A 22,604-nucleotide genomic window follows, 5' to 3' on the forward strand; every position below is an offset into this window, starting at 1 on the left:
GAATAGGAAAATTGCCGAGAAGCATAAAGGTAAGAAAGAAATCAAATGAGAAAGGGGAAAACTATTATTATCTAAATTATCCTTATTGGTCTGTAAGTAAAAAGGACGGTACAGCAGACAGGAGAGTAAAGAAAAACTATATCATATGGAAGAGAAGTAAATTATATGTTGAAAACTATTTGGTTTTTACAAAAAGACCATATGAGTTAGTTGGAGTAGTCAAAAAATTGCGTTTGCAAGGCATTGCAATAGATTTATGTAAAGAAGAAAGAATAAAACGTGCCGACCTTTTAAAGAAGAAAGAGACATTTGCGTGTAATAGTGATATTCAAAAAATCGTTGATTATTATTCGGAGAAACCAACTGATTTTGAGGGATTATGCTCGGAATTATTTGAAAGTTTAGGGTATATAGCTAAACTAACTCCCCCGACAAATGACGGAGGTTATGATATATTACTTACCAGAGGGGGAGAAAAAACGATTGTTGAATGTAAATGCTATTCAATAGGACATAAAGTTGGGCGTCCGAATATACAGAAACTTGTAGGGGCAAATAATGTTGTATTAGCAGATAAAATGATTTTTATAACAACAAGTGATTTTTCCGGTGCAGCTATTTCTTACGCTGAAGAGGTGGAAGTAAAACTGATAAATGGTAATAAGTTAATGGAACTTTTACATAAGCAGGGTTTTATTGAAAAAGAAAAAGTTAAGATAAATGTGATGGAATGCCAGCTAGAAACGGCAGACTTATATCCATATGTTCCACGCGATATATATGAAAGTTTTTTTGAATGATTTTTGAAATATTTTTGAAAATTATTAAGAGAAATGGAGCAGTAACTCCGGGACATCTCAGAATTCCGGAGACCTATGAGATGGCGAGAGAACTTGCTGATTATATAGAGAATCTGGAAATTGAGGAATGGAAATAATAAGAGAAGCTAAACAATAGGAGAAAAATATGGGAAAAGAAAATGGAAAGAATGTAGGATTCCCTGAGGATTTCATCTGGGGTGCAGCAACGAGTGCATATCAGATCGAAGGTGCAGTAAAAGAAGATGGCAAAGGTGAGCATATCTGGGATGTGTATACAAAAGAACCTGGGAAAGTATATTCCGGTCACACCGGCGAAGTGGCATGCGACCATTATCACAGATATAAAGAAGATGTTCAGTTAATGAAAGAAATGGGCCTGAAAGCTTATCGCTTTTCCATCGACTGGTCACGGGTTTTACCAGATGGATTTGGAAGAGTGAATGAGAAAGGTATTGAGTTCTATAACCATCTGATCGACGAGCTTGTGGAAAATAAGATCGAACCATATATTACTTTGTATCACTGGGAACTTCCGTATGAAATCTATAAAAGAGGCGGATGGATGAATCCGCAGATCGTGGAATGGTTTGGAGAATATGCGAAGCTTGTTGCAGAAAGATTCAGTGACAGGGTAAGTCATTTCTTTACATTGAATGAACCACAGTGCTTTGTCGGACTTGGCTTTCTTACCGGAGAACATGCACCGGGAGTAAAAGCACCCATGAGAGATACCTTTGAAATGGCACACAATGCCTTGAAAGCACATGGAAGAGCGGTACAGATGCTCCGTACTTATGGAAAACAGAAACTTACGATCGGATATGCACCGACATCATCTGTTTGTTATCCGGAAACAGATCGGCCGGAAGATATCAAGGCCGCAAGAAAGGCATATTTTTCTCTTCAGGAGGATGACAGTAACTGGACATGGAATGTGTCCTGGTGGTCAGATCCTGTTTTGCTTGGACATTATCCGGAAGAGGGATTGGAACGTTATGAAAAATATCTTCCGAAAATCACAGAGGAAGATATGCGCCTGATTTCAGAACCAATCGATATCTATGGACAGAATATTTATAATGGAAGATGCTTCCGTATGGGAGAAGACGGGAAATCACAGGAGGTTTGCCGGTATGAAGGTTTTCCAAAGACTGCGATCCAATGGCCGGTAACACCGGAATGTCTGCGTTGGGGACCGAAGTTCTTATATGAAAGATATCACAAGCCAATTTATATCACAGAGAGCGGATTATCCTGTCATGATGTGATCTCATTAGATGGAAAAGTGCATGATCCAAACAGAATTGATTTTCTTGCAAGATATTTGCGAGAACTGAAAAAGGCAGCAGAGGAAGTAGATATCAGAGGATATTTTCAGTGGTCTTTGATGGATAATTTTGAATGGGCAAAGGGTTACTCAGACAGATTTGGATTTGTATATGTAGACTACAGGAACCAGCAGAGAATTATGAAAGATTCAGCATTCTGGTATAAACACGTGATAGAAACAAATGGAGTCGAATTATAAAAAGAAGAGACCGGATATGAAGATCCATCTTTTTGCGATCTGATGTGGAAAATCTGGAGAAGAATCATTAGGTCCGGCAGAAGTATTGAAGCTTCATGAGGTTTCAGTAAAAGAATTCCAGACGCTTGTGGCAACAGGGGAAGTGAAGCATGTTGCAGGCCTTGCAGCGTGGGCACGCTGGATGAGCAGAGAAGACGAAAAATAATGGAATATCATGGACTGGTGTCTTATAACACGGACAAATATCAGGAAGATCATGTATCCTGGTGGGACTGTGTCGATGTGATCTCTTCCAGCGGATATTATCCGATTGATCAATGGGAGCAGGAACTGGATCGTATCGAAAAAACAGTCTTAAAATATAAGAAACCATTTTTCTTTGCCGAAGCGGGATGTATGTCGCGAAAAGGTTCCGGGATGATTCCGAATAACTGGGAATTGCAGGGAGAACTTCGCCTGGAAGAACAGTGTGAATGGTATCGTGCAATGTTTGAGGCCTGTAAGAAACGACCATGGCTTCGTGGTTTTGCTTTATGGGAGTGGGCACCAAAGCTGCCTTCTGCTTCCGAGGCATGGAAGGACGACAGCTATGAAATATGTGAGAAACCGGTGCAGGAGATAATAAAGAGATTCTATGAGCATGAGGCAGGAACCTCATTAATGTAATATTTGTAAAGGAAAAAGAACAGTCTGTTTTGATGGGATTAATTTCTGTTATGACAGACTGTTTTTTCTATTCCATTATCAATAGTTGATTTGCGGAAAAACATCGAAATATATGTGTCGTGAGGAGAAGGTTATGCTGTATATAATACTATTAGCTGAGTTATATGGGCATATGTCAAAAACATTATTGACATATGCCTTTTATAGAACTATTATATAAGAAAAGTAAGAAAGGAGCAGTTTATGCCGAGACCAGTAAAATGCAGAAAAGTTTGCCATTTCCCCAATGTTTTAGAATTCTTTCCGGCAGATGATACTGAGAAAAAAACACCTATTGTTCTGACGGTAGATGAGTATGAAACCATCCGTCTTTTGGACAAGAAAGGTTATAGTCAGGAGCAGTGCGCAGCATCTATGCAAGTCGCAAGAACAACCGTTCAACGAATTTATGAGATTGCCAGGAAGAAAATAGCAGATGCACTCATTGATGGATATCCGCTTAAAATTGAAGGTGGAGATTTCAAAATCTGTGATGGTCAGAGCGGTAACTGTAGGCTTGGAGGATGTTATAAGCAGGAGCTTCATCAAAAATATGCAGCAGAAAAAGGAGAAGGTATCATGAGAATAGCAGTAACGTATGAAAATGGACAGATTTTCCAGCACTTTGGACACACAGAGACATTTAAGATTTACGATGTAGAGGAAGGAAAAGTAGTACATTCAGAAGTAGTAGATACCAATGGAAGCGGACATGGCGCATTGGCAGGAGTTCTTAAAGCATTGAATGCAGATGTTTTGATCTGTGGCGGAATCGGAGGCGGCGCACAGACAGCATTAGCGGCAGCCGGCATTAAGCTTTTCGGAGGAGTTTCCGGAGATGCGGATGAAGCAGTAGAAGCTTTTATCAATGAAACACTGGAGTATAATCCGGATGTGAAATGTTCTCATCACGAGCACAGCCACGGGGAAGGACATACATGTGGCGAACATGGATGTGGAAGCCATAGCTGTCATTAAGAAAAATAGCAAAAAATAATAATACAAAAGAATGTGTCAAGGTAATGGAGAAAGGCAACTGTTGACTTTTGCTTTTTAGCGTGCTAAAATCGAGAGTGTAGAAAAACAAAGACGTTTTGCAGTCATTATTGCAAAGCGTCTTTTTATTTTATCAGCAGTGATAAAGAGTGTGCGGTAAACAGATAATACAGAAAAGGAAGAATGCTCTATGAAAGAATTGTTATTTTTGCTTGTATTGTTTGTTTCTAATGTTATTCAGGCTATCACAGGGTTTGCCGGTACGGTATTGGCGATGCCGCCTTCCGTTTATTTGCTTGGGCTGGATCATGCAAAGGTGGTCCTGAATGTTATGGCCTGGCTGTCCGGACTGATGATCGCAGTGACCGGATATCGACATATAAACTGGAAAGAATTGCTTAAGATGTCTGCGGTCATGTTGGTTGGAATGTTTGCAGGGATACAGATCTGCCGGATCGTGAAATCTGAAAATATTCTTCTGACAATATATGGAATCATAATCGTCGTAGTTGCATTAAAGAATCTGTGCATCCATACAGAGAAAAAACTTCCGGATCTCATTTTGTGGATAGTTCTGATCCTGGCAGGGATAATTCATGGTATGTTTGTATCAGGAGGGGCTTTACTTGTGATCTATGCAACACAGGTACTGAAAGAAAAAGAAGAATTTCGTGCGACAGTGGCCCCTGTATGGGTGGTGCTGAATTTTTTTCTGATGGTTACCCAGTTCAGGAGCGGCCTGGTTGGAACGACAGATATTCGACTGATCTGTATCAGTATCCTGCCATTACTTATAGCTACATGGTTAGGTAAAAAGCTGGTATGTAAAGTATCTCAGAAGGTATTTCTGAATCTGACTTATATACTGCTTCTGATATCTGGAGTATCTTTGATCGTCTGATGCAGTTGATCACAGGAAGCTGCGGTGGAGAAAGGTGTATAAATATGGCAGTAACATTGCGTGAGATCATAAAACAGGTACAGCATCTGGAGATGAAGCTGGTAGCAGGTGAGACAGGACTGGATCATGAAGTGTCATGGACTCATATGGTAGACAGCGACACGATTTCTGCATTTCTGCAGGGACAGGAGCTTACTTTTACAACTGGATTAGGATTGAATGAAAATCTGACTCTTCTTCGTCTGGTAAAGGAAGTATGGCGAAACAAAGCCAGTGGAATCGTGATCAATACAGGGCCTTATATCAGTGAGATCGGACAGGATGTTATTGATTTTGCAAATGAAAAGGGATTCCCGGTATTTGAAGTACCGTGGAGGGTTCGAATGGCTGAAATCATGCGGATCATATGTTTTGCAATAACAAAAGAGCAGCAGAACGCAATTGAGGTTGCGACGGCACTGAACAATGCCTTTTTATGTCCGTCCCAGGAAGAACTGTATGTTTCGGCACTGATGAGAAAAGGGTATTTTACAGACAGTGCATATACGGTTGTGAATGTGTGTGTTCTGGAAGACAATGATCGTGTAACAGGAACAAGGCTAGAGCAGATTTTATCTAAACTGAGCAGTCATATCCGCTGTAATTATAATGGGATTTTGTGTTGTGCCCAGGATAAGCAGATTCTTCTGGTTTTGTGTGATTATTCTGATGAAGCATGCAGAAAAACTACAGAGAGGATTTTTCAGATACTATGCAGGATGGTATGTCAGAAGGAACAGGTTTTTGTAAGTGTAAGTAAGCAGATTTCCGGGATCAGGCAGATTTATAAGAGCTATCAGTTTGCGGAAAAAATGTCTGATCTATTATGTGTCTGTCAGGTTCCGGGCGAGCAAAGCACAGATGGCGGAAAGATTATTTTTTACAAAGATCTTGGGATTTACAGAGTACTGCTCACACTTACAGATAAGGAAGCAATAAAAGAATATCTGGCAGATACAGTAGCTCCATTGTATGAATATGATGAGATGAACCACTCAGATCTGGTCAGAGTACTTCAGTGCTACCTGGCTAACGACTGCAGTGTCAAAAGTGCGTCACAGGAATTGATCGTACATCGAAATACAATTAATTATAAGCTTGGAAAGGCTGCTGAGATACTTGGGAAAAATCTTTCTGATTTTGATGTGCGTTTTCAGCTGAGGCTGGGTTTCCTGTTATATCAGATGAATGAAATGTAAAAGGAAAATGCGGCAGCAGAATAATAACGATTGTGCTGCAGCACAAAAATAATTGGATAGATGTCTATTGCAGACAGCCAGTGTCGAGAGTAATATATGACTCAGATAAGACAAAGGCGTCTGGTTCACAAATGAATGTGGGCCGGGCGCTTTTCTTATTCTACAACAAATAATAAGTTTGTTTACCGCAAAAATGAACAATATTTAAAACTGAATTACAGATAAAGAGGAGGAAGTTATTATGAGTTTAACAGGAAAAGAAGTAGCACAGATGCACAAAGATTATGTGATGCAGTCATGGGCAAGATCAGGAGCAGATACTTTACCGGTAGAAAGAGCTGAGGGAATTTATTTTTACGATTATGATGGAAAAAAATATGCAGATATGGCTTCACTTCTGGTGTGTTCCAACCTCGGACATGAGCTTCCGGAGATCGTTGAAGCGATCAAGGAACAGGCTGATAAGATGTGCTTCATGGCGCCGGCATATGCATCCGAGCCTAAGAGCATGCTGGCAAAAATGCTTGTAGAAGCAGCAGGAGCAGATACATACAAGAGAGTTTTCTTCACAAATGGTGGAGCAGAATCCAATGAGAATGCTATAAAAATGGCACGTATGGTAACCGGAAGAACCAAGATCTTTTCCTGTTACAGAAGCTATCATGGAGCTACACTTGGAGCATCCAATGCTTCTGGTGACTGGAGAAGATATGCAGCAGAGATCGGTGGTGCAAATGGGTTCGTACACTTTATGAACCCTCAGATGTATCGTGACGGATATACAAAAGGAGTTGATGATGCAGAGGTAACGAAAAAATATCTGGATGCGCTGGATCTGCAGCTCAGATATGAAGGCCCCGGAAATGTGGCAGCGATCCTGATGGAGTCTATAGTAGGTGCAAACGGTGTCATTCTTCCTCCAGACGGATATATGGAAGGTGTTCGTGCACTTTGTGACAAATATGGAATCCTTCTGATCTGTGATGAGGTTATGGCAGGATTTTACCGTACAGGAAAAATGTTTGCATTTATGAATTTCGACATGAAACCGGATATCATTACATTTGCAAAAGGTGTTACCTGTGGTTATGTACAGCTGGGCGGATGTATTGTAAGTAAAAAGGTTGCGGAGTATTTTGAGGAAAATGTTCTTCAGTGCGGACTTACTTACAGTGGACATACACTTGCATGTGCGGCTGGTGTAGCAGCAATGAAATATTATAAAGAACACGACATCGAGGGCCATGTAGCTGAGATGCACAAGATCGTTGCTCCGTTTATGGATGAGATGGTAAAGAAGCATAAATGTATTGGTGAAGCAAGATGTATCGGTTTGTTCGGTGCACTTGAAGTAGTCAAGAATAAAGAAACCAGAGAACCGATGCAGGAATACGGCGTACCCGGACCGGTAATGCCGTGGATATTTGCAGAATTAAAGAAACGTGGCTTTGCAACCTTTGGACGTGAGAACTTTATTGAAATCTGTCCGCCACTGATCATCACGAAAGAGGAGCTGGAAGAGTATCTCCCGATCCTTGATGAAGTGCTTACAATGGTCGATGAAAAATTTTGTGACTGATAAAGCAGGAGGTAGCCTATGAACTGGGATTATCTACAGCCGGTAAAAATTCATTTCGGCAAAGGCAGAGTAAAAGAAATCAAAGAAATAGCCAGAGAGCTTGGCTGCGAAAGAGGCCTTCTGGTGGCAGGACCGTTTTTCTTTAAAAGCGGTTTTGCCGAAAAGGTCATAAAAGAGTCAGAAGGAATGATCGTTGCTTCTTTTGGAGATGTTTCTCCAAACCCGGACGTTGTAGAGGTAGATGCCTGTGCGGAAGTGATCCGGCAGAAAAATATCGGATTTGTGGTAGCACTGGGTGGAGGCAGTCCCATGGATTGTGCCAAAGCAGCTGCCAGTGTAGCTCTGACTTCGGATTCCATCCGTAAGTATCATGGAACCGGAGTAGCAATGCCGGAGAAACATCTTCCACTGATCGCAGTTCCTACGACTGCAGGAACAGGAAGTGAAGTGACCTGTGTATCAGTTCTTTCGGATCATGCAAATGGAAAAAAAGCGCCGATTGTATCAGAGGGATTTTATCCGGCAGCAGCTATCATTGATCCGGAACTTACTTATACAATGCCACCGCAGGTTACGGCAGGAACAGGAATTGATGTTCTTTCCCATGCGATCGAAGGCTATTGGAGCAAAGGTCATCAGCCGATCTGTGATGTACTTGCGATGCATGCAGCAGAACTGGTATTTAAATATGTTTACAGAGCATACAGGAAGCCCGATGATGAGGAAGCAAGGGAGAAAATGTGCGAAGCATCTTTGATCGCAGGATTGGCGTTTACTTTACCGAAAACCACTTCGTCCCATGCGTGTTCATTTCCATTGACCAATATTTATCACATCCCGCATGGCGAGGCGTGTGGCCTGACCCTGGATTATTTTATAAGAATCAATGCAAAAGGCGAAGGTGGTGAACGTGTAGAGGAATTTGCCAGAAGGATTGGATTCAAAGATGCAGAAGAGATGGCGGATGCAGTTCTTGAATTAAAGAAAAAAATGGGATTGCGGTGTGATCTGAAGGATCTGGAGCTTGATGATGATCAGATTGCGGAGCTGGTTCGCATCAGCAGACACCCGAACCTTTATAACAATCCGGCGGAGATCACAGACGAGATGCTGGATGAGATGTATCGATATCTGGCCGGAAAGTGAAAGATTTTGATTGAATATTGAAAAAAATAATGATAATATAGAGAGAGACGATGGAGTCCGGATACTTTTGTATCTGGGCTCTTTTTGTATTTATGGATGGGAGATGAAGGATTATGAAACTGATCACAGCAATCGTAAGACCTGAGAAAGTGATGGACGTTATCAAAGCACTGGAGCAGGAAGGATATTTTGCTTTTTCAAAATGGGCAATTTCAGGAAGAGGTAAGGAAAAAGGAATTCAGGTAGGGGATGTCCTTTATCAGGAAATGGCAAAAAACATGCTGTATATTACTGTTGGGGACAAAGAGAAAGATGAGGTTGTAGATATTATCATTAACAGTGCAAAGAGTGGGCAGTATGGACATTATGGTGATGGAAAAATTTTTGTTTCCGATATCAGTGAGGCATATACGATCAGTGAAGAAACCAGAGAAGATGATGAATGATATGATTGATGAAGCAGGAGGATATATATGGGTGAAAGAAATAAAAGAACAAAATTAAAAAAATCCATGGGACCTGGTTCGATCTGGGCAGTTGCAGTCGGTTCCATCATTGGATGGGGATGTTTTATACAGGGTGGTCTCTGGACAGAACGTGCAGGTGGACCGCTTCCGCTGTATCTGGGATTTCTGGCAGGCGGTCTTTTAATGATCGTGGTAGGCTACAGCTATTCTTATATGATCGCAAAATTCCCGGTAGCGGGTGGTGAATTTGCCTATGCATATAAAGGCTTTGGAAGAACTGCTTCGTACATATGCGGATGGATGCTGTCGCTTGGATATCTGTCTATTGTAGCTTTGAATGCAACGGCACTTCCGGTATTGGCATCCTATATTTTTCCTGGAGTCTTTAACAGAGGTTACCTGTATACAATTGCAGGATATGATGTATATATGGGTGAAGTCGGATTATCCCTGTTCTTTATCATACTTTTCGGGATCATGAATTACAAAGGTGCGAAATCTGTAGGAAATCTTCAGCTTGCGATGGTCCTTATCATGTGTGCAGCGGTTGTTGTATCAGTCATTGGTGTGATTGCAACAGGACATTTTGATGCTTCAAACTTGCAGCCGGCATACGGAGCCGAAGGCAAGTCTCTTGGAAGCGGTTTTGTATCTATCCTGGCATTGGCTCCGTTCCTTTATGTAGGATTTGACTGTATTCCACAGGCGGCAGAAGAATATGATTTTCCACCACAGAAGTGCAAAATGCTGATCATTTCAGCATTGATCGTAGGTGCTTTGATCTATGGTGCAATGGCACTGGTGACAGATTGTGTTGTTCCCTGGCAGCAGGTTCTGACTATGACAGATGCGAATGGAACTCTTGTAAAATGGCATACAGGTGCAGTTCTTGATCTTGCAATGGGAAAAGTTGGGGTGTGCTTTGTGGCACTGGCAGTGTGCATGGGGATTTTTACCGGTATGAACGGATTCTTTATGACATCCAGCCGTCTTTTATTTGGTATGGCAAGAGCAAAAATGCTTCCGTCAGCTTTTGAAAAGGTTCATCCGGAGCATAAAACTCCATCCATATGTGTTGGGTTTACCATGATCATCTGCTGTATCTGCCCATTTTTCGGCAGAGAAGTGATCGGCTGGGTTGTAGATATGTGTTCCGTAGGTACTGCGTTCGGATATTTCTTTACCTGTGCAGGTGCTTATATTCTTCTGAAAAAATATGGCGATGATACAGATACAAATAAAATCCATCCGGCAGTAGCAATGGGCGGCTGTGTGATCTCTGTTGTAATATTGCTGCTCCTGATCGTGCCCGGTTCTCCAGCATTCATGGCTCCACAGTCCTTTGCAGCACTGATCGTGTGGGTGTTGATGGGAGTTACCTTCTATTTTGTTTCAAAGAAAAATTTTGCGAAAGTCACTAAGAGAGAAATGGATTATCTGATTCTTGGAAATGTGCAGGTAGTTCGAGGACTGAGAAAAGGAAAAGATCAAGGAAGAGTTGTACAGGGAAATATTGTGGCTGATCAGAGTAATAAATCTTAAAAGGTAATAAAACGGCTGCAGGCCTATAATACTTTCAGGGTAACAGAAAAACTTCCATTCAAAAAATGGGAGTTTTTCTGTTACCGGAGTATCATATTTGCAAGGTGTGATTTATAAAGTATCTTGACAGAGGTATCAATCCTGTTATACTATTAAAACTGATAAAGGGGAGTAACCTACGTTTGGAAATCTGCGTTTGCAGTGTCGTCAGTACGGTGGAAACATCCGGCGCTGCAGGGAAATGGTGAGACTTTTATTGCATTTTTTGTTGTGCAATAAGGGTTTCTTTTTTTATATCCTTTTATCAAAAAAATCCTTTATTGCATAAAAAAATTACAGTTGGTGAATATTTGCAAAAAAGGAGGCAAAGGTAATGAAAGAAATTTATCAGCAGACAGCAGAAGAAGTTCTCGAGCGTGTGGAAAGCAGGGAATCAGGGCTTACCGATGAACAGGTCAGACGGTCCAGAGAGAAGTGCGGATGGAATGAGCTTGCAGAAGGAAAGAAAAAAAGTATTTTGCAGATCTTCTTTGAACAGTATAAGGATTTTCTGGTGCTGATCCTGATCGCATCGGCAGTGATATCCGGTATGCTTGGAGATGTGGAAAGTGCAGCAGTTATCGTGATAGTTATTACGATTAATGCGATTTTGGGAACTGTGCAGACAGTAAAGGCTGAGCAGTCCCTGCAGAGCTTAAAGAAGCTTTCCGGACCGGAGGCAAAGGTATTACGTGATGGTGTGGCGGTACAGCTCCCGGCAAGAGAACTGGTTGTAGGAGATGTGATCCTTCTTGAAGCAGGTGATATGATCCCGGCCGATGGAAGATTGATTGAAAATGCAAGCCTTAAGGTCGATGAAAGTGCCCTTACCGGAGAAAGTCTTGCGGTTGAAAAGAGTATGGACACTATTTTGGAGGAAGCACCGCTTGGTGATCGGACAAATATGCTGTTTTCCGGAAGCTTTGTCACATATGGGCGTGGCAGAGCGGTTGTAACGAATGTAGGAATGCAGACAGAGGTTGGAAAGATTGCGGGACTTCTGAAATCGACTTCGGAAAAACAGACGCCACTTCAGGCGAATCTGGATGATTTTGGAAAGAAGCTTTCCATTCTGATCCTGATATTTTGCGGAATTCTGTTTGCGATCAGTGTATTCCGCGGTGAGAAGATCAGCAGTGCATTTATGTTTGCAGTAGCACTTGCAGTCGCAGCGATTCCGGAAGCTTTAAGCTCCATCGTGACGATCGTCCTTTCTTTCGGAACACAGAAGATGGCAAAGGAGCACGCGATCATTCGTAAGCTCCAGGCTGTGGAAGGTCTTGGAAGCGTTTCTGTTATCTGTTCGGATAAGACCGGAACACTCACACAGAACAAAATGACAGTAGAAGATTATTATATTGATGGAAAAAGAATCACAGCAGATGCAATTGATGTAGCAGATCCGGCGCAGAGATGTCTTTTAGACTACAGCATTTTATGTAATGATTCAACAAATGAAAATGGAGTGGAGATCGGAGATCCGACGGAAACGGCATTGATCAATCTGGGCAGCCGGTACGGAATCGAGGCTGCTGGTGTAAGAAAGCTTTATCCAAGGGAAGGAGAGCTTCCCTTTGACAGTGACCGTAAGATGATGTCAACACTTCACAGAATTGATGATGAAAACCGGATGATCGTAAAAGGTGCGGTTGACCGGCTTCTGGAGCTGACAGACAGGATCTGGACAAAGGACGGAGTTCGGGAAATCACAGAAGCAGATAAAGAAAAGATCCGGCGCCAGAATCAGGAATTTTCAATGGAAGGGTTACGGGTACTGGCATTTACCTATCGTGAAATTCCGGAGAAGCATGTATTGACGACAGAAGATGAGAACCATCTGGTATTTCTTGGCCTGATCGCTATGATGGATCCGCCGAGGGAAGAATCAAAGGCTGCAGTTGCAGAATGTATAAAAGCGGGGATTCGGCCGGTCATGATCACGGGAGATCATAAGATCACAGCAGCGGCAATCGCAAAAAGGATCGGGATCCTACATGATCTGTCAGAGGCCTGCGAAGGTGCTGATATTGAAAATATGAGTGATGAGCAGCTGAAGGAGTTTGTCCCGAATATTTCTGTGTATGCGAGAGTGTCACCGGAGCACAAGATCCGTATTGTCCGTGCATGGCAGGAGAAGGGGATGATCGTGGCAATGACCGGAGACGGTGTGAATGATGCTCCGGCATTGAAGCAGGCAGATATTGGTGTTGCAATGGGAGTGACCGGAACCGAGGTCGCAAAGGATGCCGCAGCAATGGTGCTTACAGATGATAATTTTGCAACAATTGTAAAAGCAGTGGAAAACGGACGAAATTTATATCAGAATATCAAGTATGCGATCCAGTTTCTTTTGTCCGGAAACTTTGGTGCGATCCTGGCAGTTCTTTGTGCATCCCTTGCAGGACTTCCGGTTCCTTTTGCACCGGTACATCTGCTGTTTATCAATCTTTTGACAGACAGTCTTCCGGCGATCGCGTTAGGCGTGGAGCCGCACAGCAGTGAGGTGATGAATGAGAAACCAAGATCAGCAGACGAGTCAATACTGACAAAGGATTTTCTTGGTAAAATCGGTCTGGAAGGACTGGTGATCGGTATGATGACGATGATCGGATTTTTGACAGGATATCATCAGAATGGTGCACTGCTTGGCAGTACTTATGCCTTCGGAACACTTTGTCTGGCACGTCTGTTCCATGGATTCAACTGCAAATCGGATCATCCGGTTATCTTTACAAAACGTTTCTTTAATAATAAATGGCTTCAGGGAGCATTTGTACTTGGGGCAGTACTCATTACCGTTGTACTGACGGTTCCAGGATTTCATCTCCTGTTTAAAGTAGAGACGTTGGATCTGATGCAGCTTGGCTGTGTATATCTGTATGCGTTTGCAAGTCTTCCGATCATTCAGCTGCTTAAATGGATACGCATGAAATTAAGAAAAAGAGGAGAATGATAGTGGATATAAGTAAAATATCTGTGAAAAAAATTCGGGAGCTTATTGTGTTTACAGCATTTCTTGTGGTCGCCCTGTGGAAGTTTGATGTGGTGCTCGATGTGCTGAAAGCAATATGGGGGATCGCATTTCCTTTTGTACTTGGCGGAGCGATCGCATTTGTGACCAACGTGCCAATGAGCTTTTTGGAAAAGAAAATTTTTGGAAGGGTAAAAAAAGAAAATAAGATAGGTGCAAAACTGGCAAGACCGATAAGTCTGTTCCTTACGATCGTATTTGCGGTTAGCGTGATCGTACTGGTGATGTTTGGTGTGATCCCGCAGCTTACGCGGACAATGGGAACTCTGATGATGAGTATCGCTGATTTTATTCCGCAGATGCAAAGCTGGATCCGGGAATTTTCCCATAATAACCAGGAAATCATGAAGCTGGTAGATCAGGTACAGTTTAATCCGGATCAGGCGATCAAGTGGGGGATAAGCCTTCTTGGAAACGGTGCAGGAAATATGATGAATACTACAATGTCTGCAGTGGGTTCCATAGTCAGTGGATTGGCAACCTTTTTTATTGCTTTTTCATTTGCCTGCTATGTCCTTTTTCAGAAGGAGAAGCTGCATGTGCAGATCCGAAAAGTATTTTTTGCCTTTCTCCCAAAGAAAAAGGCAGATGCTTTTCTTAAAGTCTGTTCTCTGACTTATCGGACATTTGCAAATTTTCTTGCAGGTCAGTGTCTGGAAGCTGTGATCCTCGGCTGTATGTTTGTTGTGATACTGAGTATTTTGAGGATGCCATATGCACTTTTGATCGGAGTTTTGATTGCGTTTACCGCATTGATTCCGATTTTCGGGGCCTTCATCGGGTGTGCGGTGGGAAGCTTTTTGATCTTTATGGTAAATCCGAAACAGGCAATTTTATTTATTATAGTATTTCTGGTGCTGCAGCAGATCGAGGGAAATCTGATCTATCCTCATGTTGTGGGTGAATCCGTAGGACTTCCGTCGATTTGGGTTCTTGCAGCAGTTACGATCGGCGGAAACCTTATGGGAATTGTAGGTATGCTTGTTTTCATTCCGCTGCTTTCCGTGTTCTATACTATCTTTCGGGAATTCGTATATCTGCGCCTGAAGAAAAAGCATATCAAACAGGTGACAAAGACAGAAATAGAGGAATATACGGCGGAGGAAATTGTAAATAGTGACATATCAGAGGGGAAATGATATGATGGACTTGTATTGGGATAGTTAAGAAAATCTTATATTTAAGGGGGGAGTTACTATGTGGTTTGTGTTTGCCTTGCTGTCTGCTGTATTTGCGGCGCTGACCTCCATACTGGCCAAGATAGGTATTGCCGGTGTTAATTCGAATCTTGCAACAGCGATTCGAACGATGGTGGTGTTGGTTATGGCGTGGGGAATGGTTTTCCTCACAAATACCCAGGGCGGGATCGCAGTGATCAGCAAAAAAAGCTGGCTGTTTCTGATCCTTTCAGGTCTGGCAACGGGTGCTTCGTGGTTATGCTATTATCGTGCCCTGCAGATAGGCGATGCATCCAAGGTTGTGCCGATAGATAAGCTGAGTGTCGTGATCACACTGGTACTGGCATTTGTTTTTTTGCATGAGAAATTCACAGCAAAATCGATGATGGGATGTATTTTGATTGGTGTGGGAACATTATTGATGGTTTTGTAAAAATGCATAAGAAAACTATATACAAAAGGAGAGTGTTATGAAAACACGAAAGAAAATTTCAGCAAAGCTGCTGGCGATTATGCTTATTGCTGCATTGCTGCTTCCTCTTGCATGGAATGTCCCGGTGGAAGCAGCCGAGGCAAAACAGATCGATGTTTTGTTCAGCCATGATACACATTCGCATTTGAACAGCTTTTCAACCATCGTAGATGGAGAGCAAAAAGAGGTTGGCGGATTTGCAAGGATCAAAACCCTGATCGATGAAAAGAAGCAGGAAGATCCGGACACCCTGGTGCTGGATGGCGGTGATTTTTCCATGGGAACACTGATCCAGACCGTATACGATACGGAGGCGGCAGAGCTTCGGATGCTGGGATATCTGGGGTATGATGTGACGACTCTGGGGAATCATGAATATGATTATCGTTCAAAGGGACTGGCAAATATGCTGGAGGCTGCGAAGGCTTCCGGTGAGACAGTGCCGGCACTGGTAGTGTGCAACGTGGACTGGGACAGCATGGAGCAGGATGGATTAAGCGATGGTCAGAAGCAGATCCGGTCGGCATTTGAAGCCTACGGTGTGAAGGATTATGTAGTAGTTCAAAAAGGAGATGTAAAAGCTGCAGTAGTCGGTGTGTTCGGTAAGGATGCCCTGGAATGTGCACCGACCTGTGAATTAAAGTTCAAGGATCCGGTTGAGGCCGTAAAACAGACGGTAGAAGAGATCCGAAAAAATGAAAAAGTGGATATGATCGCTTGTGTGTCCCATGGAGGAACCTGGGAGGATGAGAACAAATCGGAGGATGAGATCCTTGCAAAAGAGGTGCCGGATATCGACTTGATCATCAGCGGACATACGCACACAGAGCTGAAAGAGGCAATTCAGCATGGGAACACATATATCGTATCCTGCGGCGAATACGGAAGAAATCTGGGATCACTTTCCATGACACAGAAACAGGACGGACGGTGGGAGCTGACATCCTATGAGCTGATCCCTGTTTCTGAGGATGTAAAACCGGACCAGGCGACACAGGAACAGATCGATGCCCTGATGGATACGGTGGATAAGAATTATCTTGCCGATTTCGGCTATACAAGGGAAGAGGTTCTTGCTGAAAATGATGTTGAATTCAACAGTCTGGAAGAAATGGGCACGAAGCACGAAGAGTTGAATCTTGGTGATATCATGTCCGATGCATACATATATGCAGTGGAAAATTCCGAGTATTATGATGGTGATCCGGTTGATGTAGCCGTTGTTCCAAGCGGAACCGTGCGGGACACATACACAAAGGGCGATATCACAGTAGAGGATGTTTTTAATTCCTTTTCACTGGGGATCGGAAAGGACGGTGTTGCCGGATATCCGCTGATCAGTGCATACCTGACCGGAAAAGAGCTGAAGCTGGTAGCGGAGGTGGACGCTTCTGTATCGGATTTTATGACAACGGCAAGGTTATATTGCAGTGGATTGAATTTTGCATACAATCCACATCGGATGATCCTGAATAAAGTGACAGATTGTTATCTCACCAGGGCAGACGGAGAGCGGATCGAGATCCAGGATGACAAGCTGTATCATGTTGTGACAGATCTGTATACCGGCCAGATGCTTGGTTCTGTGATGAAAATGTCCTATGGACTGCTGTCTCTTGAACCGAAGGACAGGGATGGGAATCCTATTGAAAATCTGGAAGATCAGGCGATCATGGAGGATGACAGGGAATTAAAGGCCTGGGATGCGATCGCAAGATATATGCAGTCCTTTGAGGATACAGACGGCGACGGAATTGCCAATGTGCCGGAATATTATGAGACGACACATGGACGTAAGGTTGTGGAGAACAGCAGAAATATCATTGATCTGGTGAAGCAGCCGAATAAGTTTTCGGCAATGATCGCAGGTATTTGTCTGATCTTTATCGTGATCATTGTGCTTGTGGTATTTCTGATCCGAAGGATGATCCGCAGGATCAAAGTCAGAAAAGGAAAGAGAAATTCAAAATAAATATACGGCTGAGAAGAAAGCTGTCGCTTTAGCGGTTGATAGATCGCAAAGCGGCAGCTTTTATTGAGATGAATTGCAATTTTTTTTGTAAAATTGTAGAATGAAAGAGTTTATGAAAAAGAGTCATGAAAGAGAGAATCAGGAAATGAATGATAAAATCGCAGTCTGTCTTGGAAAGGGCGGACAGAGAGATATGGCGGAAGCCTTTTGCAGGAGGACCGGAGCGCAGCTTCAGGATAAGCCGGGAGATTTTCTGACGGTGCGGTTTGATTCCAGGGGCGTTTCGCTGTCCGGTTTCGGGCTGACCTATCAGGGGGATTTTGTGGAGACGATGCTTCACAGAGTTACCAGAGGCAGACTTCAGCATGAGATGCTGGTGAAGGCGGTGAAGTCAGATAAGGAGGGAAGGAAGGCCATCGATGCTACGGCAGGAATGGGTGAGGATGCCTTTCTTCTGGCAGCCCAGGGCTATGAGGTGACGCTGTACGAGCAGAATCCGGTGATCGCAGCCCTTCTTAAAGATGCCATTCGCCGTGCCAAGAAAAATATGGATCTGAAAGATATTGCCGGTCGTATGAAGGTGATCGAGGGAAACAGTGTAGAAGGTATGTCAAAGCTTCTTGATCCTGTAGACGTGATCTATCTGGATCCCATGTTTCCGGCAAGACAGAAATCCAGCCTGATCAACAAGAAACTTCAATTGATCCAGAAGCTGGAACCACCGTGTTCCGGGGAAAAGGATCTTTTTGATGCAGCTATCAGAGCAAATCCGGATAAGATCATCGTCAAGCGTCCGCTGAAAAGTGAATGTCTTGCCGGCCGGGAGCCGTCTTATACATTGAAGGGGAAGGCAATACGATATGACTGCTATGTATTATAAAGTCAGACACTATCAATACAAAAATCGAATCGGAAATCTTAAGTCTGAAGCTGTAGGCGTGGTAAGCGGGGAAAAACATTTCCCCATATTTCCTGGAAATATGATTTTCAAGCCACTGACGAAATCCAAACCATTTTCCACGCCACTGTATGCTTATGCAGAGGTGTTCTGGTCAACGATCATTAATGAATATTTTATGCCTGCGCCCAGGTATGAACTGGCCATCTGTGAAGGGTATGAGGCGGTAAATGAAAAATATCTTGACTACGGAACGGCAGTACCCATGGCCTATAAAGAAGAGGAATCCCTTTTGAATCTTCTGGAGTTTTTCAGGAAATATCCGGATGAAAAGGTAGATATAGATAATTATGTAAACTATTGCCAGATGTTTTATGATTATAGAGACATTTTTGAAGCTGATTTTTTGCAGGAGCATCAGGAAATGGCGGAACAGCTTGCCATGCAGGTACTGATCTCTGTCCTGAAGGGAGACCAGAATTATCATTATGAAAATGTAGCATTTCTCTGTGATAAAGATGGCGGGATCATAAGTCTTGCACCTATGATCGATCATGAATTTTCTACGTATTTTATGTTTCCGGACGATATTTCCCGTCATGTATACTGGCTGATGGAATTAAGCAAATCCATCTGCGGATGGGAAGTCCGGCCTGGGGAATATGATAATTTCAAAGATCCGGAAGAACGGAAACTAATGGAAAAAAGTGCCACCTGTATTCATAAAAATCTCCTCTATATAAAAGAACATTATCCGCAGACAACGGAAGAATTTCTGGATAAAGCAGAAAAACTGAAAACAGCATTGACGGAAGCTTCAGAGGATTTTCTGATCCGGGGAAATACGGAATATCCGGACTGTGCGGATTCCAGTGCCTGGCTGATCGGAAAAGCCCGATACAAGGATAAAGATGAAGAGAAAGCCAGCGCTTATGAGGCGGAATTATACGGAAAGGGGAAAAAGCTTGATTTCCGGGACGTAAGTATCAGTGCAATAAATGAAATAAAAGCTGTGATCAGTCAGATGGAAGAAGTTTTGAGAAAGAGAGAATAAACAAATGGAACAAACAAAAACAATATTAAAAAAAAACTGGGTGGTAGCAGCGCTTGCCTGTGTCTGCTGTCTTCTCTGGGGGAGTGCGATCCCGCTGATCAAGACAGGATACCGTCTGATGCAGATGGATTCTGCAGATACGGCAAGTCAGATCGTTTTTGCAGGTGTGCGTTTTGCACTGGCAGGAATCCTTGTACTGATCTTTGCATCTTTGCGTGAGCGCAAGGTTCTGCTTCCGGATCGAACTGTTCTGAAATATGCGGTGCCGGTATGTATGGCTCAGACGGTATGTCAGTATTTCTTCTTTTATATAGGTGTGGCACATACCTCCGGTGTAAAAGGCGCTATTATCACAGGTCTTGGGAATTTTATTGCGATCCTGCTGTCCTGCCTTGTTTTTCACAAGGAAAAAATGACCGGGCGAAAGATGCTCGGCTGTATCCTCGGTTTTGCCGGCGTGGTCGTGATCAATCTCATGGGAAATTCTCTGGATGCAGGTTTTAGGCTTACAGGAGAAGGATTTATTCTGATCGCGCAGTTTTCTTACGGAATGTCCACGGTGCTGATCAATATTTTTTCCAGAAAGGTATCTCCGGTGGTGCTCAGCGGAACGCAGTTTACCATGGGCGGGATCATTCTGTTCCTGATCGGAAAAGGGATGGGAGGACATTTCGGAGTGGTAAATGCCGCCGGTATTGGGATCATTTTTTATCTGGCAATGGTGTCTGCAGTGGCCTATACACTGTGGTCAGTGCTGCTTGCCTGGAATGATGTATCCAGGGTAGCGATCTTTGGTTTTGTAAATCCTTTGTTCAGTGTGATCCTGTCTGCACTGGTTCTGGGAGAGGTACGTCAGGCATTTAATATGGGAAGTCTCATCGCACTGTTTCTTGTCTGTGTGGGAATTTATGTGGTAAATCAAAAAAAATCTTCATAAGTGGTATTGCAGTTATTGTTCCCAGGCAATATTTTTTGAAGCGTGTTGCTGAGAACGGAGTGAACAGTAACGATGCCGGAGTTCTGAAAATTGATTTCAATACGGCATTGTGTTAAAATAGCTTCATAAAAAATGTGAACATAAAAATCCATGCCGGAATAACTGCAGGATCCGGAAGCATATCCTGCACCGGACAGTAAGGAGGAAAAATATGGAATTTCAGAAACTGATCGAAGAGAGAAGGACCATCCGTAAATACAGCCCGGAGAGCAGGATCACAAAAGAAGATCTTCTTGCAGTGATCCGGGCTGCTCAGGAAGCACCCAGCTGGAAAAACTCCCAGACCGGAAGATATTACTGTGTAATGTCCGAAGAGATGGTGGAGAAGGTCAGCAGAGAATGTCTGCCGGAAATGAACCAGGCAAAAGCAGAGAATGCCTCCCTGATCGTTACAACCTTTGTACATAACCATGCCGGATTTCAGAAAGACGGAACACCGGATAATGAACTCGGAAACGGCTGGGGCTGCTATGATCTGGGACTTCAGAACGAGAATCTGATCCTGAAGGCAAAGGAGCTTGGATATGGAACCCTGATCATGGGACTTCGTGCCGGAGACAAGCTTCGTGAGATCCTTTCCATTCCGGAAACAGAAACGGTAATGGCAGTGATCGCCATCGGAAAAGCAGCCGAAGAGCCTGCAAGACCGAAACGTAAAGATGTGGAAGATATTGTGAGATTTTATTAAATAATAGAAGAAATGCCCGGTACATATCAAAATGTCCGGGCATTTTTTAATGAAAATTAAAGAGCAAAATGGTCTGAAAAGGATTGCCTGGAGGAGTGAATTCTGTTATCCTGTAAGAAAACAGCTGTGACAACATGGAAGGGTTTTGAAAAGCAGAGTTTGGGAGAAGCAAAAAAGCAATACAGTAAAAGCAAGGGAGGTTTTTAACCAATATGCAGATCATACATGAAAATGAATACGAAGAAACCATGAAAAATATCGTAACGCCATATCTTCTGTCTCACAGAAGAGAACTTTATGTACCGGGTGCGGATTATCCGTTTCGTAACGAAAGCAAACGGATCACAGGTAAGATCCATATGCTGCAGTATCTGTCTGATATTGATATGCCTAAAGGTGTGGTAGTCATCAGCCACGGATTCACAGAATCAGCAGTAAAATATGATGAAGTGGCCTATTATTTTCTTAAGGAAGGCTATCATGTATATATTCCGGAGCATTGCGGCCATGGCCGCAGCTATCGTCTTACCGCAGATCCGTCTCTGGTCCACATCGATACATGGAGAAGATATATCCGCGATTTTCTGAAAGCATGCCGTTATATAAAGAAAGCACATCCGGATCTGTCACTTAACTTGTATGCACATTCCATGGGTGGTGCCATCGGTGGTATTGCTGCGGCCTGGGAGCCGGACTGGTTTCACAAGGTGATCCTTTCTTCTCCGATGATCCGTCCTCTTACAGATAATGTTCCGTGGCCGGCAGCCACCGGCATAGCTCTGGAGAAATGCATTTTCGGAAAAGATGAGGAATATGTAGCTGGCCGAAAGCCTTACGATGGCAGCGGTTCTTTTGAGACAAGCTCCGCAACATCAAAACCAAGATACGAGCGATACAAAAATCTCCGTGCAGAACATAAGGAACTCCAGACCTGGTCTCCATCCTACGGCTGGCTCTGGGCTTCTGCGGAAATGAGCTGGTATCTGCGTCTCTACGGATGGAAAAAATATACGGCACCAATGCTGCTCATCCAGGCCCAGACTGAAGATCTGGTGTCTGTCCGTGCCCTGAAAAATTTTGCCGGAAAGATCAATCGCCAGGGAAAAACAAGCTGTGATTATATCCATATGATTGGAACAAAGCATGAGATCTATGGAAGCAGAGGTAAGATCCTGGAGAAATACTGGGGATATATATTTACATTCCTGGACGATACGGAAAATGATATTGATCACAGATAAGTATTTTTACTACAGGTGTATCACATATTTAACAACAGGATTGGCAGCTTTTATTCACTTTCTTTCTTTATCATAGTAAAATTATAAAGCTTTTCTCTTATACATTCGACA

General features: G+C 43.1%; 20 protein-coding genes. All 20 read left to right on the top strand.

Annotated elements, in window-relative coordinates:
• A partial coding sequence (locus NCY57_RS14620) for a restriction endonuclease (protein WP_250789788.1) occupies positions 1–800 on the top strand: 800 nt, incomplete at its 5' end.
• Between the two features lie 14 nt (positions 801–814).
• On the top strand, positions 815–937 hold the full coding sequence (locus NCY57_RS16855; RefSeq protein ID WP_269156224.1) for a hypothetical protein: 123 nt from the start codon (positions 815–817) through the stop codon (positions 935–937).
• A gap of 29 nt (positions 938–966) precedes the next feature.
• Positions 967–2,349 carry a GH1 family beta-glucosidase gene (locus NCY57_RS14625; RefSeq protein WP_237971748.1) on the top strand — a complete coding sequence of 461 codons (1,383 nt, stop codon included), beginning with the start codon at positions 967–969 and terminating at the stop codon, positions 2,347–2,349.
• A 204-nt stretch (positions 2,350–2,553) separates the two neighbouring features.
• Positions 2,554–3,015 (top strand): glycoside hydrolase family 113, encoded by a 462-nt coding sequence (locus tag NCY57_RS14630; protein ID WP_237971749.1) that lies wholly within the window; start codon positions 2,554–2,556, stop codon positions 3,013–3,015.
• A gap of 243 nt (positions 3,016–3,258) precedes the next feature.
• Positions 3,259–4,032, top strand: coding sequence for a NifB/NifX family molybdenum-iron cluster-binding protein (locus NCY57_RS14635; protein WP_147603181.1), 774 nt, complete (start codon positions 3,259–3,261; stop codon positions 4,030–4,032).
• 208 nt (positions 4,033–4,240) lie between these two features.
• Positions 4,241–4,951, top strand: a complete 711-nt coding sequence (locus NCY57_RS14640) for a sulfite exporter TauE/SafE family protein (protein WP_173761510.1) — start codon at positions 4,241–4,243, stop codon at positions 4,949–4,951.
• Positions 4,952–4,995: 44 nt separating this feature from the next.
• Positions 4,996–6,189 (top strand): PucR family transcriptional regulator, encoded by a 1,194-nt coding sequence (locus tag NCY57_RS14645; protein ID WP_237971752.1) that lies wholly within the window; start codon positions 4,996–4,998, stop codon positions 6,187–6,189.
• A 241-nt stretch (positions 6,190–6,430) separates the two neighbouring features.
• Positions 6,431–7,768, top strand: coding sequence for an aminotransferase class III-fold pyridoxal phosphate-dependent enzyme (locus NCY57_RS14650; protein WP_173761508.1), 1,338 nt, complete (start codon positions 6,431–6,433; stop codon positions 7,766–7,768).
• A gap of 18 nt (positions 7,769–7,786) precedes the next feature.
• Positions 7,787–8,914, top strand: coding sequence for an iron-containing alcohol dehydrogenase family protein (locus NCY57_RS14655; RefSeq protein ID WP_250789789.1), 1,128 nt, complete (start codon positions 7,787–7,789; stop codon positions 8,912–8,914).
• 113 nt (positions 8,915–9,027) lie between these two features.
• Positions 9,028–9,360 (top strand): P-II family nitrogen regulator, encoded by a 333-nt coding sequence (locus tag NCY57_RS14660; protein WP_059086245.1) that lies wholly within the window; start codon positions 9,028–9,030, stop codon positions 9,358–9,360.
• Positions 9,361–9,387: 27 nt separating this feature from the next.
• The gene (locus tag NCY57_RS14665; RefSeq protein WP_250789790.1) at positions 9,388–10,923 is read left to right on the top strand and encodes an APC family permease; all 1,536 of its coding nucleotides are present in this window, start codon (positions 9,388–9,390) and stop codon (positions 10,921–10,923) included.
• A 373-nt stretch (positions 10,924–11,296) separates the two neighbouring features.
• Positions 11,297–13,915, top strand: coding sequence for a cation-translocating P-type ATPase (locus NCY57_RS14670; protein WP_250789791.1), 2,619 nt, complete (start codon positions 11,297–11,299; stop codon positions 13,913–13,915).
• Positions 13,916–13,917: 2 nt separating this feature from the next.
• Positions 13,918–15,132 carry an AI-2E family transporter gene (locus NCY57_RS14675; RefSeq protein ID WP_250789792.1) on the top strand — a complete coding sequence of 405 codons (1,215 nt, stop codon included), beginning with the start codon at positions 13,918–13,920 and terminating at the stop codon, positions 15,130–15,132.
• Between the two features lie 58 nt (positions 15,133–15,190).
• Positions 15,191–15,604, top strand: a complete 414-nt coding sequence (locus tag NCY57_RS14680; protein WP_250789793.1) for an EamA family transporter — start codon at positions 15,191–15,193, stop codon at positions 15,602–15,604.
• Between the two features lie 37 nt (positions 15,605–15,641).
• Positions 15,642–17,615, top strand: a complete 1,974-nt coding sequence (locus NCY57_RS14685) for a bifunctional metallophosphatase/5'-nucleotidase (protein WP_250789794.1) — start codon at positions 15,642–15,644, stop codon at positions 17,613–17,615.
• A gap of 145 nt (positions 17,616–17,760) precedes the next feature.
• Positions 17,761–18,495, top strand: a complete 735-nt coding sequence (locus NCY57_RS14690) for a class I SAM-dependent methyltransferase (RefSeq protein WP_044962204.1) — start codon at positions 17,761–17,763, stop codon at positions 18,493–18,495.
• Positions 18,476–19,567: a hypothetical protein gene (locus tag NCY57_RS14695; RefSeq protein ID WP_244092757.1), complete on the top strand. Its 1,092-nt coding sequence runs from the start codon at positions 18,476–18,478 to the stop codon at positions 19,565–19,567. The genes NCY57_RS14690 and NCY57_RS14695 overlap by 20 nt, the downstream gene beginning before the upstream one ends.
• A gap of 4 nt (positions 19,568–19,571) precedes the next feature.
• The gene (locus NCY57_RS14700) at positions 19,572–20,504 is read left to right on the top strand and encodes a DMT family transporter (protein WP_173739377.1); all 933 of its coding nucleotides are present in this window, start codon (positions 19,572–19,574) and stop codon (positions 20,502–20,504) included.
• Positions 20,505–20,715: 211 nt separating this feature from the next.
• Positions 20,716–21,252 (top strand): nitroreductase family protein, encoded by a 537-nt coding sequence (locus NCY57_RS14705; RefSeq protein ID WP_015525501.1) that lies wholly within the window; start codon positions 20,716–20,718, stop codon positions 21,250–21,252.
• 212 nt (positions 21,253–21,464) lie between these two features.
• On the top strand, positions 21,465–22,493 hold the full coding sequence (locus NCY57_RS14710; RefSeq protein ID WP_015525502.1) for an alpha/beta fold hydrolase: 1,029 nt from the start codon (positions 21,465–21,467) through the stop codon (positions 22,491–22,493).
• Positions 22,494–22,604 lie beyond the last annotated feature (111 nt).

Source organism: Blautia sp. MB18-30, from assembly GCF_023669475.1.
GTDB lineage: Bacteria > Bacillota > Clostridia > Lachnospirales > Lachnospiraceae > Blautia_A > Blautia_A fusiformis.